The organism is Butyricicoccus porcorum, assembly GCF_051246315.1.
Lineage (GTDB): Bacteria > Bacillota > Clostridia > Oscillospirales > Butyricicoccaceae > Butyricicoccus_A > Butyricicoccus_A porcorum.
In genome coordinates, this window is the sequence record NZ_CP178353.1 from 826,010 (window position 1) to 839,809 (window position 13,800).

The following is a 13,800-nucleotide window of genomic DNA, read 5'->3' on the forward strand; positions in this document are numbered from 1 at the left end:
ACGTTTCTTTTGTTCTAATCTTTTCTTTTCGCAAAGAAAAGATTAGCCGAATTGTTCCTTGCGCAGGCGACCGTCGCGCAGGAGTGAAAACAGCGTGTCGGCGTCCTCCTGATCGATGGCGTCGCGGTACTCCGTCAGGTGCCGAATCATTTCATCAATTTCCGCCACCAGCGGCTTTTTGTTCTCAATAAACAGCTCTGTCCACATAGTCTCATTCAGATATGCCACACGCGTCAAATCCCGATAGCTGCCACCGGAATATCCCTTGTGTTCCATCTCAGATGGGCTCTTAATATATGCACTTGAAACAATATGGCACAGCTGCGAGGTATAGGCAATCATACGGTCATGATGTTCCGGTGTCGTAATCACCAGCTGGCTGAAACCGATTGCCGCAAACATATGCTTGACCTCATGGACAATATCCGGTGTGGACGCCTCCGTCGGCACAATCAACATGCTTGCACCCTTATACAGATCCGCACTGGATGCTTTATAGCCGGAAACCTCACGTCCTGCCATCGGATGTCCGCCAACATAATACAGTCCATGTGCCTTACACAACCCTGTCAACCGTTCCACCAGATAGCTTTTGATCCCGCAGTCATCCGTAATAATACAGCCCGGCTTAAAGCAGTCAATATGCTGCTCAACAAAATCACATGAAACCTTCGGATACATAGACAACAGGACAACATCTGCTTCCTTCAGATTTTCTTCTGTGCCAATGGCATCAATTGCACCCTGTTCCAGCGCAAGCTCTGCGGTGCTCCGCGTGCGATTAAAGCCAATCACTATGTAATCCGTGTACTTTTTAAATGCACGGGCAAATGATCCGCCGATCAGTCCGAGACCGACAATGGCTATGGTTTTCTGTTTCATATCATCGTTCCTTCGTATTTTTTATGCTCACTTTATTGTAGCAAGGGGAAAATGCAAAGTCAATGCCGCGGGATACTTTTACTGTTTAAAGCATGAAATTTACCTGTATTTCTGTAATAACAAAAGCGAACGCCGCAGAGAATAACAATGAATTATATAGAAAAACACCGGCCGAAGAACTCCGACCGATGTCAAGATCTGTGTTTATACCCCCAAATTTCACGGAAACTATCGCAAATCAATTATATCTGAGATAATACCCGCCGCCAATGCCGTCAATTTTTGTGATATTTCCGAAATGTGTTCCCCCATTATACGTGTGAATCTTCGCATTCACAGTTCTACCCGCATATGCCAACTGAATTGTCGCTCCCTCTTTGATCGAACCTGTAATTTTATACGTGAGCTCATCCCCATTTCCCAAAGAAATAAAGGGCAAGTCAAATCTGGTGTACAACTTAATGACGCCGTATTTATCATCCCACCGATGGGAAATCATTTTAGCCCCATTGTTGTTGCCTGTATTCACCTTCGAGTAGTCACTGCTCAGCCTCACATTAAATACGTTGGAAGCGCCACTGGCTGCACTTGCTGGAACCACCAGAGCAGTTACCATCATTGTCAGCACTAACATCATCGCCATGATCTTTTTCATGCTATCATCCTCCATTTTTAATTTTAAGATAGGCTATTTTTAGCCCTACAGTACCAAACTTAGCCCTATTTGTCAAGCAGTTCTTTTTACAATAGGTAAAAGGAGCGTGATCATTTGAGTCTAAATTCTGCAATAAAAAATCGTATTTTACAACTTTTGGATGAGTATAATATGTCAATTTATAAACTTTCTGCAATTTGCGCCATGCCGCAGTCCAGTATCAAAAATATTTTATACGGAAAAAGCCAGAGCCCGAAGGTTGTGACAATCAAGCTCATTTGCGATGGTTTGGGGATGACACTGGCAGAGTTTTTTGATACTGAGGAATTCAATCATTTAGATGTAGAGATTAAGTAGAAAAAACTCCCATTGGAGTGTTTTGGACTGTTCCCCGTTGAACAGACAGAAAAACAAAACACTATCGTAGAATAGCGAGAATTTACGCGGTCTTGCTCCTGATTTCAAAGGGAGTGAGACCGTTTTTCATGTTGATACGTTGAAAATTGTAGCAATAGACAACTGAAAAACCAACTGCTCAATATCAGATCTGGTTGCGTAATCCGAACGATATAGATTCCCCGATGCCCTTATCACAATGCTGCCATGGAAAATTTCTCCGGAACTTTTCATTTCTCCGGAACTTTTCAGATAGAGCATATATTCCGGGAACAGCCCAGTCTTTCATAAAGATAGAAAAAAAGACAGATCCAAACTGGATCTGTCTTTCGTTTGTGTAGGCATCGACCTATCTTCCCGGGCCGTCGCCAGCCAAGTATTGTCGGCGTAAATGAGCTTAACTACCGTGTTCGGAATGGGAACGGGTGTACCCTCATCACAAAAAACACCTACTACCTTTTCTTTTCAGAAAAGACCTTTGTTACTATAACACATTATCTGCGTTATGTCAAGAAAAAATTGGTGACCCGTGGGAGAATCGAACTCCCGTTTACGGCGTGAGAGGCCGTCGTCTTAGCCGCTTGACCAACGGGCCATTTCCACACACCGTATTTATCGGTGTCCAGAAAGAAGTGGTACACCATCGGGGACTCGAACCCAGGACCCACTGATTAAGAGTCAGTTGCTCTACCATCTGAGCTAATGGTGCATTTCGTCAACTTTTTCTCGTGAGTTTTGCATTATCTGCGCCCTCAAAACTGAACAGCAATACTCGTGACAGAAGCTTTTTCCGAGTTTACCCAAATCATAATTCAGGTCAAGCCCTCGACCTATTAGTATCAGTCCGCTGCATACATTACTGTACTTCCACTCCTGACCTATCAACCACATCGTCTACGTGGGGTCTTACTTCCGAAGAATGGGAAATCTTATCTTACGGGGAGTTTCACGCTTAGATGCCTTCAGCGTTTATCTCGTCCATACTTAGCTACCCAGCTATGCCCTTGGCAGAACAACTGGTGCACCAGAGGTATGTCCATCCCGGTCCTCTCGTACTAAGGACAGCTCCGTTCAAATTTCCTACGCCCGCAACAGATAGGGACCGAACTGTCTCACGACGTTCTGAACCCAGCTCGCGTACCGCTTTAATTGGCGAACAGCCAAACCCTTGGGACCGAATTCAGCCCCAGGATGCGATGAGCCGACATCGAGGTGCCAAACCTCCCCGTCGATGTGGACTCTTGGGGAGATCAGCCTGTTATCCCCAGGGTAGCTTTTATCCGTTGAGCGACGGCATTTCCATTCACATACCGCCGGATCACTAACTCCAACTTTCGTTCCTGCTCGACCCGTCAGTCTCGCAGTCAGGCTCGTTTTTGCGTTTACACTCACTGCACGATTTCCATCCGTGCTGAACGAACCTTTGAGCGCCTCCGTTACTCTTTAGGAGGCGACCGCCCCAGTCAAACTGCCCACCTGACAGTGTCCCCGACCAGATTCATGGCCGCAGGTTAGAATTCCAATATTCCAAGAGTGGTATCCCAAGGTTGGCTCCACAAATGCTGGCGCACTTGCTTCCAAGCCTCCCACCTATCCTGTACATGAAATATCGAAATCCAATATCAAGCTACAGTGAAGCTCCATGGGGTCTTTCCGTCTAGTTGCGGGAAACCGGCATCTTCACCGGTACTACAATTTCGCCGGGCTGGCTGTTGAGACAGTGCCCAAATCGTTACGCCATTCGTGCGGGTCAGAACTTACCTGACAAGGAATTTCGCTACCTTAGGACCGTTATAGTTACGGCCGCCGTTTACTGGGGCTTAAATTCAATGCTTCGATTGCTCTAACATCTCCTCTTAACCTTCCAGCACCGGGCAGGCGTCACCCCCTATACGTCATCTTTCGATTTAGCAGAGAGCTGTGTTTTTGCTAAACAGTCGCTTGGGCCTTTTCACTGCGGCCTCTTCTCAGAGGCGCCCCTTATTCCGAAGTTACGGGGCCAATTTGCCGAGTTCCTTAACAACCATTCTCCCGTTGGCCTTAGAATACTCATCCCATCTACCTGTGTCGGTTTGCGGTACGGGCACCTGGACAATACACTGAGCTTTTCTCGCCTCTCACGCCATCTGCTTCCCTACTATATTTCGGTCCCTTACGCCCGGGGCAACCATCGCCCGGGTCAGACTTAATGAAAGTGTCCCTCAGCTTAACATCTTCGGTGGTTACGGAATATCAACCGTATGTGCATCGACTACGCCGTTAGGCCTCGCCTTAGCTCCCGACTAACCTTGGGCGGACGAACCTTCCCCAAGAAACCTTAGATTTTCGGCCATTATGATTCTCACATAATTCTCGCTACTTATTCCGGCATTCTCACTCGTATGAAGTCCACATGTCCTTCCGATCATGCTTCACCCCGCATACGACGCTCCCCTACCCAATGTTTCAAACATTGCCCGAGCTTCGGTTGAATACTTAGCCCCGTTAAATTTTCTGCGCAAAATCACTCGACCAGTGAGCTATTACGCACTCTTTGAATGAGTGGCTGCTTCTAAGCCAACATCCTGGTTGTCTTAGCAATTTCACATCATTTTCCACTTAGTATTCATTTGGGACCTTAGCTGCGGATCTGGGCTGTTTCCCTTTTGACCATGCGACTTATCTCACATGGTCTGACTGCCATGAACCAATTATCCGGCATTCGAAGTTTGATAGGGTTCAGTAACCTCGCGGCCCCTAGCCCATTCAGTGCTCTACCTCCGGTAATCTATCATAACGCTAGCCCTAAAGCTATTTCGGGGAGAACCAGCTATATCCGAGTTCGATTGGAATTTCTCCGCTATCCACAAGTCATCCCCGGCCTTTTCAACGGACGTGGGTGCGGCCCTCCATTGCGTCTTACCGCAACTTCAGCCTGCTCATGGATAGGTCACCCGGTTTCGGGTCTAATACATGTAACTAATTCGCCCTGTTCAGACTCGCTCTCGCTGCGGCTCCGTGACTCCAGTCACTTAACCTTGCTACATACATTAACTCGCCGGACCGTTCTACAAAAAGTACCCGATCACACATGAACGTGCTCTCGGTGCTTGTAGGCACAAGGTTTCAGGTTCTCTTTCACTCCCCTCCCGGGGTCCTTTTCACCTTTCCCTCACGGTACTGCTTCGCTATCGGTCACCAGGTAGTATTTAGGCTTGGATGATGGTCCACCCGTCTTCCCACAGGGTTCCTCGTGTCCTGTGGTACTCTGGATACTGCTAGCGTGCTTCCGATGTCGCTTACGGGGCTGTCACCCTGTTTCGCCGCTCTTCCCAAAGCGTTCAGCTATCTTTCACACTACATATTGCAGTCCGAACCCCTGAGATATTGCTACCTCAGGTTTGGCCTCTTCCGCGTTCGCTCGCCACTACTAGCGGAATCTCTGTTGATGTCTCTTCCTCGCCCTACTTAGATGTTTCAGTTCAGGCGGTTCCCCACTCATACCTATTTGATTCAGTATGAGCTGCATGAGCTTCTCTCATGCGGGTTTCCCCATTCGGAAATCTTGGGATCAATGCTTATTTGCAGCTCCCCCAAGCTTATCGCAGCTTGTCACGTCCTTCGTCGGCTCCTGGTGCCAAGGCATTCCCCTTGCGCCCTTTACAGCTTGACCAGCTGTAAGACCTGATCCGGTCAGATCAGGAATTATTTTAGTAACTTAAGATTGTGAGTAATCTCGGTTATCTTTTGTTATAGCTAATTTGTAGTAGTACTTTCGTACTTTCGCCACAATTGGATCGTTAAAACCTTTTATTTCAGTTTGCTTTTCGCAATTTCCCAGAATAACAATTTTAATTTCCTATTGTTGCTTTGTCGTTTTCTCGCTGTTCAGTTTTCAAGGTGCAGAGTAGAAGGCATTATGCCCTCTAAATTAAACAACGTTCGTTTGAATGACTCATTCCTGAATTGACCTAGGAATTTACAAAGCTCTGTTTCAAGCTTCATGGTCTCCTTAGAAAGGAGGTGATCCAGCCGCACCTTCCGATACGGCTACCTTGTTACGACTTCACCCTAATTACCAGTCCTGCCTTCGGCCGCGTCCTCCTTGCGGTTAGACTACGGACTTCGGGCATTACCGGCTCTCATGGTGTGACGGGCGGTGTGTACAAGGCCCGGGAACGTATTCACCGCGGCATGCTGATCCGCGATTACTAGCAATTCCGACTTCATGCAGGCGGGTTGCAGCCTGCAATCTGAACTGGGACAGCTTTTAGGGATTTGCTCTGCCTCACAGCTTTGCTTCCCTCTGTATGTCTGCCATTGTAGTACGTGTGTAGCCCTGGTCATAAGGGGCATGATGATTTGACGTCGTCCCCACCTTCCTCCGTTTTGTCAACGGCAGTCTCGCTAGAGTGATCAACTAAATGTATCAACTAACAATAAGGGTTGCGCTCGTTGCGGGACTTAACCCAACATCTCACGACACGAGCTGACGACAACCATGCACCACCTGTCACCGCTGTCCCCGAAGGGAAAGGCATATCTCTATGCCGGTCACCGGGATGTCAAGACCAGGTAAGGTTCTTCGCGTTGCTTCGAATTAAACCACATACTCCACTGCTTGTGCGGGCCCCGTCAATTCCTTTGAGTTTCAACCTTGCGGTCGTACTCCCCAGGTGGGATACTTATTGTGTTAACTGCGGCACGGAAGGGGTCAATACCTCCCACACCTAGTATCCATCGTTTACGGCGTGGACTACCAGGGTATCTAATCCTGTTTGCTCCCCACGCTTTCGCTCCTCAGCGTCAGTTAATGTCCAGCAGGCCGCCTTCGCCACTGGTGTTCCTCCTAATATCTACGCATTTCACCGCTACACTAGGAATTCCGCCTGCCTCTCCATCACTCAAGACCAGCAGTTTTGAAAGCAGTTCCGGGGTTAAGCCCCGACATTTCACTTCCAACTTACCAGCCCGCCTACTCGCCCTTTACACCCAGTAAATCCGGATAACGCTCGCTCCCTACGTATTACCGCGGCTGCTGGCACGTAGTTAGCCGGAGCTTATTCATCAGGTACCGTCACTTTCTTCGTCCCTGATAAAGATCTTTACAATCCGAAGACCTTCTTCGATCACGCGGCGTTGCTGCGTCAGGGTTTCCCCCATTGCGCAATATTCCCCACTGCTGCCTCCCGTAGGAGTCTGGGCCGTGTCTCAGTCCCAATGTGGCCGTTCAACCTCTCAGTCCGGCTACTGATCGTCGACTTGGTGGGCCGTTACCTCACCAACTATCTAATCAGACGCGAGCTCATCTTTCAGCGGATTGCTCCTTTGGTATCTCGCAGATGCCTGCAAAATACGTTATGCGGTATTAGCGACCGTTTCCAGTCGTTATCCCCCTCTGAAAGGCAGATTGCTCACGCGTTACTCACCCGTCCGCCACTAAGCACAAAAACCGAAGTCTCAGTGCTCCGTTCGACTTGCATGTGTTAGGCACGCCGCCAGCGTTCATCCTGAGCCAGGATCAAACTCTCTAAAAATTGTATTATCACGAGCAAAGCCCGTTATAATCAAATTTCAGCTTTAAGCTGGCTTGCTGTTGTTTTTTATACCGAAGTTACAGCTTCCGGTGGTCTTCTGAGTATAAACTTCAAAAGAATTTCAGGTTTGTAATTCGTTCAAACTTGCGTTGTTTAATTTACAAGGTACAATGCTTTTCGCTGTTCGCCTTTCAGCGTAGCAGCTTAATTATTATATCATCTCACCAGAGGTTTGTCAAGAACTTTTTTCATTTCTTTTTTCAAACTTGATTCGATTGTTTCGCCGATCTCTCAGCGGCAACTCATTTAGTTTAACACATTCAAACCACTTTGTCAAGCACTTTTTTGCCTCCCGGCCAGTAATCTCAACAAATTCTTCGGTTTTTCGTGTCGCTCTCGTTGAGTGCCTGTATATAATACCACCCTGAGCACGCGATGTCAACAAAAACTTTCAGAAAATTTGAAATTTCTTTCCGCTTCAGCAAAGTGCACAGGTACTCACCGGGGTCTCCCGGTGCTTTGACGGCAATGTTCCACAGTATTTTCACCATTTCACCGTACTAAACTGCCGTCTGCTTCCTTTTGTCCTCCCTTATTCTGGCTTATTTTCCGTCAAACTATACAAAGGGCGGCGGAAAATTTTCCTGCGAAAATTTCCGCCGCCCTTTCTTTTGCCGTGCTTACAACTTGTCCTCCTGATAATGTGCACGTACACCGCCGATGAATTTCAGGCGTGTTCTCGCGCACAGGACAATGGCTTCGCCGATGGTCTTCTGTGCGATGCGCACCGGAACGGCTACCTCGCGCAGATGCATACCGATGAGCGTGCCGCCGATATCCATGCCCGCATGGGCGCGGATGTGCTCCACCGCGACCGGCTCAGCAAAATTTTGCCAGCAGGTTGTGGCAAACGAGCCGCCTGCCTTCGGCTGCGGCAGCACGTTAACCGGCTCCCAGCCATACGCCTCCGCCGCTTCGCGCTCCAGAATAATGGCACGGTTCAGATGTTCACAGCACTGTGCTGCGAGGAAAATGCCGCGCGGCTGAAGCGCCGCATGCGCGCCGCGGTAAATCGCGTCCGCGATATCCATCGAAGACGCCGAACCGATTTTTTCTCCGCCGACCTCGCTGGTCGAGCAGCCGATGACAAAAACATCACCCATCTGGAGCTTTGCCTGTTCCAGCACCTCCAGAACCGCTTCTTTCGTCTGTAATTCAATGTCCTTGAGTTCCATGTGGAATCCCTCCTAATATATATGATCTTCCACAGGCTGTTTCAGTCTGTTGTTGGCTTATTATTTGAGCGACTGCTCCGCAACGCTGCGGCGGCACTGTGCCAGATGCAGCAGCATCGCATCATACGCGGCCATGCCGTCGCGCGCGGCAATCGCCGACAGGATTTCCCGGTGCGTGCGCACCAGCTCTTCCCGTGCCTGTCCGGACGGGGTACCCGGCATCATCGACGGCGGGCCGCACAGGATGACCGCAAGATTGGGCACAACTACATTGCCCGACGCGCGTGCAATTGCCGCATGAAACCGGGTATTTTCCTCAGAAAAATCCTCGCCATCCAGCATTTTGCGCTCACAGGCATCGCACAGCTGCATCATCTCCGCAATCTGCTCGGGCGTGCTGTTGCCCGCCGCAAGCGAAGCCAGCCGCGGCTCCATCATAAACCGCAGCTCGAGCAGGTCGGTCGCCACACGCGCCGTATCCCCCAGGAACTGCAAGCCCAGCGGATCCTCGCTCACGCCGCTGCGATCCGAGACAAACGTACCTGCGCCGCGCCGGATCTCAACCACGTTGCGGCTGACCAGTGCCTTGATCGCTTCACGCACCGTGCTGCGCCCGACGCCCAGCTTCGCCGCCAGTTCAAATTCATTCGGCAGCTTGTCGCCCGGCTTCAGTTCCTTGCCGATGATCGTGCGTACAATATCATCTGCGACCTTCTCGGTCAGCAATTTTCCGGTGTCCATATCGCGATACCTCCCAGTGGTTTTTCCCTGTCCTTACATTATTATATAGTATAGCAGGTTTTTCGCCGCGCGGAAAGATGCTGTGAAAAAAACAGGAGGCACCCGCAGGTGCCTCCGTTGGCAATCGATGCATATGCATTTATCTCCGGCTGCGGTGCGCCCAATTACATCGCGGGACGCAGTTACGGCGTCTGGCAGATCGGCGTATCGCCCGCGCCAATGCCGCGCGCCGGAATGCCGCAGTATTTCATGTATGGCATGAGCTGCTGGAGCACCGAAGCGGTGTTTGCACTGCTGTCAAAGCGCACCGTCACGCTGCCCGTGCGGTTGATTGCGCTGACTGCCGCCTCATACGAGCGCGGTGCCGTGCTCCAATCCCACAGGCGGTAACCGCCCGCCCGGATGGCCTGCGCCGCAGCGCTGTTCAGATTGCCCGCACTGCCGCCCGCGATGCGCACCAGCCGCGTCGGCGTACCTGTGATGACGGAAAGCGTTTCATTTGCGCTGTTCAACAGCTCCACCGGATTTGCCTCCGCCTGTGTGCGCGTCAGCAGCAGGCCGATGCTGTGTCCATCGCCCGCAATATGGCGCAGCAGGTCGTCCGAAGCATACAGATTTTCCACCGGTACAAAGAAGGTGGCGCGCACGCCCGCGCTCTCCAGCACGCTCAGAATGGACACGATATTGGAACTCATGTCGCTGTCAATCGTCAGAAAAACCGTATCCGGGATGTACTGCGGCATGGTGTACTGACGCACGGAATCCGCCGGAATCAATGTCCCCGGCAGGTACAGAATGCCTGCGCCGCCCGTCACGCCGGTCACACCCGTCACGCCGGTCGGCACGGATATGCTGCCGGGATTGCCCGGTACCGTCGGTGTTGTTGTACCGCCCGAAGGAATTCCGCCCGAAACGGTTTTCTTCTTTACCGTGACCGTACACTGTGCGCTGACGCCGCCCGCCGAGGCCGTTACCACAGCTGAGCCTGCCTTGAGTGCGGTCACCTTGCCGTTTTTATCGACACGTGCCACCGCTGCATTGCTCGATTTCCACGTAATCGGCGTGTTTTGCAGCTGTTTGGGAGTAATGGTCGCCTTGAGGGTTTCCGCGCCGCCGACCGTCAAGGTCAGCGTTTTGCGGTTCAGTGTAATCGCCGTCACTTTGTCTTCCCCGGTTCCTGTTCCGGTGACGGTGACGGTGCTGGCTGCCGTTTTGCCGTCCGCATTCGCGGCTGTGATGACCGCCGTGCCGGCAGCCTTTGCCGTCACGGTGCCGTCCTGCGCGACCGATGCGACTGACGGTGAGCCGGATGTCCAACGCAGAGTTCCGAGCGCCGCGCCCTCCGGCTGCGGCTTTGCCGCCAGCTGTTTTGTCTCACCGACCTTCAGCTGTACCGCAGACGGCTCCAGCGAAAACCCGGTCAGCAGCCAGCCGGATACGGTGATGGTACATTTGGCCGACAGGCCGTTTTCCGCCTCGGCGAACAGATCGGTGGTTCCCTCGCCGACCGCCGTCACGGTGCCGTCCTGTGTGACGGTCAGAATGTCTTCGTCAGCCGAACGCCAGGTCAGCGCGGCATCTGCCGCCTGCTCCGGCTCAATGTCCGCCGAAATCGTCTGGGTTTCGCCGACCTGCATCGTACTGCGTTCCGGCTTCAGCGTCAGGCCTGTGACGGCGTATCCGGATACGGTAATCCGGCACACCAGCACCTCGCCGTTTTCCCGCCGTCCTGCGACCTCGACCGGCGTTTCTGTCTGCGCGAGTGCTGTCACAAGTCCGTCTTCCGTCACGGATACTGCATCCGGATTGTCCGACCGCCAGAGAATTTCATCCGCTTCGGGCTGCTCGCTCGAGCCGCTGCCCGGTTCAGCCGGATTGTCCGGTTCTTCCGTTGTCTCTGTGCTGTCCGGCGCGCGCAGCTGAACCCGGTCATTCACCTTCATGCCGTATTCCACGGCCTCCTCCGGGTTCAACAGGAGCTGCGGAATTTCTGCCTGTGTTTCCGGGCTGCCGCCCTCCTGCGGCGCAGCAAGCGACAGCGCGCCGCACAGCAGCACACCTGCCAGCAGCGCACATATGACCCGTTTGTATCGTTTCATTGTATCCTCCTCCTTTTCGAGGATGGTCTGGGCGCTATCGGAAAACCACGAAAATGACGAACAGTTCGCAAAGGCGAAGTCGATTCCAGACAAAAGCACACAGGAATCCGTTTGGATTTCAAGTGTTTTTAACGAGGAAGCGACCCGCATTTGTAGAAATAGTCAAAATTTTCGACTTTTCCGATACGCCTTAGTTCTGTTCAGCCTTATTATACCGTATTGATATGGGTTTGTCACTCCAATCTGTTGCATATATTTTTAGACATTTTCAGGCGAATAGGTTCAATATAGTGCCATCTGTCTTTTAATGCTTGCCTGCAAATTGCAACAATGTTATAATGAGAAGCAAAGATTTTCCACATCGACAGAGGAGGCGCTTTTTATGAATCTGGACACGCAGATTCGCCAGTATCTCACCGGACAGAGTGCCAAGGCATACCATGTCTTTGGCGCACATTCAGCGCATAAATTCGGACAGGACGGCACAGAATTCCGGGTTTATGCGCCCTATGCCGCAAACATGCAGCTCATCGGTGACTTCACCGGCTGGGAAGGCTGGCAGATGGACCGCCGGGATGACGGTGTATGGACCATTTTCTGTAAGGACATCCCACAGGGCGCATTGTATAAATACCGCACCACCACACAGGAAGGGCGCGTCATTGACCGCGCCGACCCGTTTGCGTTTTATTCCGAGCTGCGCCCGTCTACTGCATCGGTCGTGTATGACATCGACCATTATCATTGGAACGACGGCGCATGGATGGCGGAACGCGGCAGGGATTATAAAAGATACAACAGCCCGATGAGCATCTATGAGCTGCATGCCGGCTCCTGGCAGCGCGATTTCGAGAACAAGGAAACCGCGCCCACACCGGAGGAGCGCGAAAACGGCCGCATGCTCACCTACCGCGAGCTGGCAGACCGGCTGATCCCCTATATTAAGGAACAGGGCTTTTCCCATATTGAACTGATGCCGCTGACTGAGCACCCGTTTGACGGCTCCTGGGGCTATCAGGCAACCGGTTATTTCTCCGCAACCAGCCGCTATGGGGATCCCTATGGGCTGATGGAGCTGATTGACCGCTGCCACCAGGCACACATCGGTGTCATTCTCGATGTCGTGCCGCTGCACTTCGTCACCGATTTCTTCGGTCTGCACCAGTTTGACGGCGGCTTTGTCTATGAATCCGCCAATGAAGCGGAACGCTGTACCGAATGGGGCACGGTGCTGTTCGACTACACCAAGCCGCATGTCATCTCGTTTATGAAATCGTCGTTTGATTTCTGGATCAATTATTATCATGTGGATGGCCTGCGCTATGACGCGGTCTCGCAGCTGATTTTCCAGCACGGAGATCCCAATGCGGCGGAAAATGACCCCGGTATCTGGTTCCTCAAAAATACCAACTACTATTTACAGCAGACCTATCCCGACGTCATGCTGATTGCCGAGGATTCCTCCAATTACATCAAGGTCACTGCCGCGCCACAGTACGGCGGACTCGGCTTCGACTACAAATGGGATCTCGGCTGGATGAACGACACGCTGGAATACCTGTCACTGCATCCGAATGACCGCAATTATTCCCGTCACCTGCTGATGTTCTCCATGGCGTATTTTTACAACGATATTTTTATCCTGCCGCTGTCGCACGATGAGGTTGTCCACGGCAAGCACACCATTGTGGACAAGATGTGGGGCAACTATGAGCAGAAATTCAGCCAGACCCGCCTGTTATATTTATATATGTGTGCACATCCGGGCAAGGTGCTCAACTTCATGGGCAACGAGCTGGCAGAATTCCGCGAATGGGATGAAAACAAGGAACTCGGCTGGAACCTCATGACCTATCCGGTGCACGATGCATTCAACCGCTATTGCCGCCGCCTGCACAAAATCGGGCTGGAGCAGCGCGCACTGTATGACACGGAATATGACCCGCGCGCGTTCCGCTGGCTGGACACACCGGGCAGCCAGCAGACGGTATTTGCCTTTGCCCGCCGCTCTGCCGACGGACAGCAGACCATCGCCTGTGTCATGAATTTCGGCCTGAATCCCGCGCAGGTCAATCTCCCGGCTGTGACCGGACAGTGGCATGAGCTCATCAACACGGACGACCAGCAGTATTCCGGCAGCGGCATTGTCAATGAGGGCAATGTCAGCGGGCATGTGAAGCTCGCACCGCTCTCCGGCTGCCTGCTGTGCAATGGATGAGAAAACGCAAAATCGTATGATAGACGAAAAGAACCCCCAGAAGCTGCAACTTTTGGGG

General features: G+C 51.8%; 7 protein-coding genes, 2 tRNA genes and 3 rRNA genes. 2 read left to right on the forward strand and 10 right to left on the reverse strand.

Going from position 1 to position 13,800, the window contains the following annotated elements; translation table 11 throughout:
• Window positions 1–42: 42 nt before the first annotated feature.
• Together ACLM7Z_RS04020 and ACLM7Z_RS04025 are read right to left on the reverse strand one after the other, a co-directional pair.
• A complete protein-coding gene (locus ACLM7Z_RS04020) occupies window positions 43–882 on the reverse strand; it encodes a prephenate dehydrogenase (RefSeq protein ID WP_087016973.1) in 840 nt (279 codons plus the stop codon).
• Between the two features lie 238 nt (window positions 883–1,120).
• Window positions 1,121–1,537 (reverse strand): hypothetical protein, encoded by a 417-nt coding sequence (locus ACLM7Z_RS04025; RefSeq protein WP_435645610.1) that lies wholly within the window; start codon window positions 1,535–1,537, stop codon window positions 1,121–1,123.
• Between the two features lie 114 nt (window positions 1,538–1,651).
• On the opposite strand from ACLM7Z_RS04025, the gene ACLM7Z_RS04030 reads away from it, so the two are divergent.
• Window positions 1,652–1,894: a helix-turn-helix domain-containing protein gene (locus ACLM7Z_RS04030; RefSeq protein ID WP_087016977.1), complete on the forward strand. Its 243-nt coding sequence runs from the start codon at window positions 1,652–1,654 to the stop codon at window positions 1,892–1,894.
• A gap of 375 nt (window positions 1,895–2,269) precedes the next feature.
• Here the strand turns inward: ACLM7Z_RS04030 and rrf are convergent.
• From rrf to ACLM7Z_RS04070, 8 genes are all read right to left on the reverse strand, one after another.
• A 5S ribosomal RNA gene (rrf, locus tag ACLM7Z_RS04035) occupies window positions 2,270–2,386 on the reverse strand.
• Between the two features lie 67 nt (window positions 2,387–2,453).
• Window positions 2,454–2,528: transfer RNA gene (locus tag ACLM7Z_RS04040), tRNA-Glu, on the reverse strand.
• A gap of 38 nt (window positions 2,529–2,566) precedes the next feature.
• Window positions 2,567–2,642, reverse strand: a tRNA-Lys gene (locus ACLM7Z_RS04045).
• A gap of 104 nt (window positions 2,643–2,746) precedes the next feature.
• Window positions 2,747–5,585: ribosomal RNA gene (locus ACLM7Z_RS04050) — 23S ribosomal RNA — on the reverse strand.
• 343 nt (window positions 5,586–5,928) lie between these two features.
• Window positions 5,929–7,449 (reverse strand): 16S ribosomal RNA (locus ACLM7Z_RS04055).
• Together the 16S, 23S and 5S rRNA genes with 2 tRNA genes alongside form the textbook arrangement of a ribosomal RNA operon.
• 680 nt (window positions 7,450–8,129) lie before the next feature.
• On the reverse strand, window positions 8,130–8,684 hold the full coding sequence (locus ACLM7Z_RS04060) for a TIGR01440 family protein (protein WP_087019741.1): 555 nt from the start codon (window positions 8,682–8,684) through the stop codon (window positions 8,130–8,132).
• Between the two features lie 60 nt (window positions 8,685–8,744).
• Window positions 8,745–9,425 carry a FadR/GntR family transcriptional regulator gene (locus ACLM7Z_RS04065; RefSeq protein ID WP_087019738.1) on the reverse strand — a complete coding sequence of 227 codons (681 nt, stop codon included), beginning with the start codon at window positions 9,423–9,425 and terminating at the stop codon, window positions 8,745–8,747.
• A gap of 182 nt (window positions 9,426–9,607) precedes the next feature.
• Complete coding sequence (locus ACLM7Z_RS04070; protein WP_435645611.1) at window positions 9,608–11,524, reverse strand: Ig-like domain-containing protein; 1,917 nt, start codon at window positions 11,522–11,524, stop codon at window positions 9,608–9,610.
• 382 nt (window positions 11,525–11,906) lie between these two features.
• On the opposite strand from ACLM7Z_RS04070, the gene glgB reads away from it, so the two are divergent.
• The gene (gene glgB, locus ACLM7Z_RS04075; RefSeq protein ID WP_273350559.1) at window positions 11,907–13,742 is read left to right on the forward strand and encodes a 1,4-alpha-glucan branching protein GlgB; all 1,836 of its coding nucleotides are present in this window, start codon (window positions 11,907–11,909) and stop codon (window positions 13,740–13,742) included.
• Window positions 13,743–13,800: the final 58 nt, after the last annotated feature.

What these genes read in the sequence shown, in the direction of transcription:
- ACLM7Z_RS04025 (WP_435645610.1), bottom strand. Translation starts at nt 1,537, where the DNA reads ATGAAAAAGATCATGGCGATGATGTTAGTGCTGACAATGATGGTAACT.
- ACLM7Z_RS04060 (WP_087019741.1), bottom strand. Translation starts at nt 8,684, where the DNA reads ATGGAACTCAAGGACATTGAATTACAGACGAAAGAAGCGGTTCTGGAG.
- glgB (WP_273350559.1), top strand. Translation starts at nt 11,907, where the DNA reads ATGAATCTGGACACGCAGATTCGCCAGTATCTCACCGGACAGAGTGCC.
- ACLM7Z_RS04020 (WP_087016973.1), bottom strand. Translation starts at nt 882, where the DNA reads ATGAAACAGAAAACCATAGCCATTGTCGGTCTCGGACTGATCGGCGGA.
- ACLM7Z_RS04065 (WP_087019738.1), bottom strand. Translation starts at nt 9,425, where the DNA reads ATGGACACCGGAAAATTGCTGACCGAGAAGGTCGCAGATGATATTGTA.
- ACLM7Z_RS04070 (WP_435645611.1), bottom strand. Translation starts at nt 11,524, where the DNA reads ATGAAACGATACAAACGGGTCATATGTGCGCTGCTGGCAGGTGTGCTG.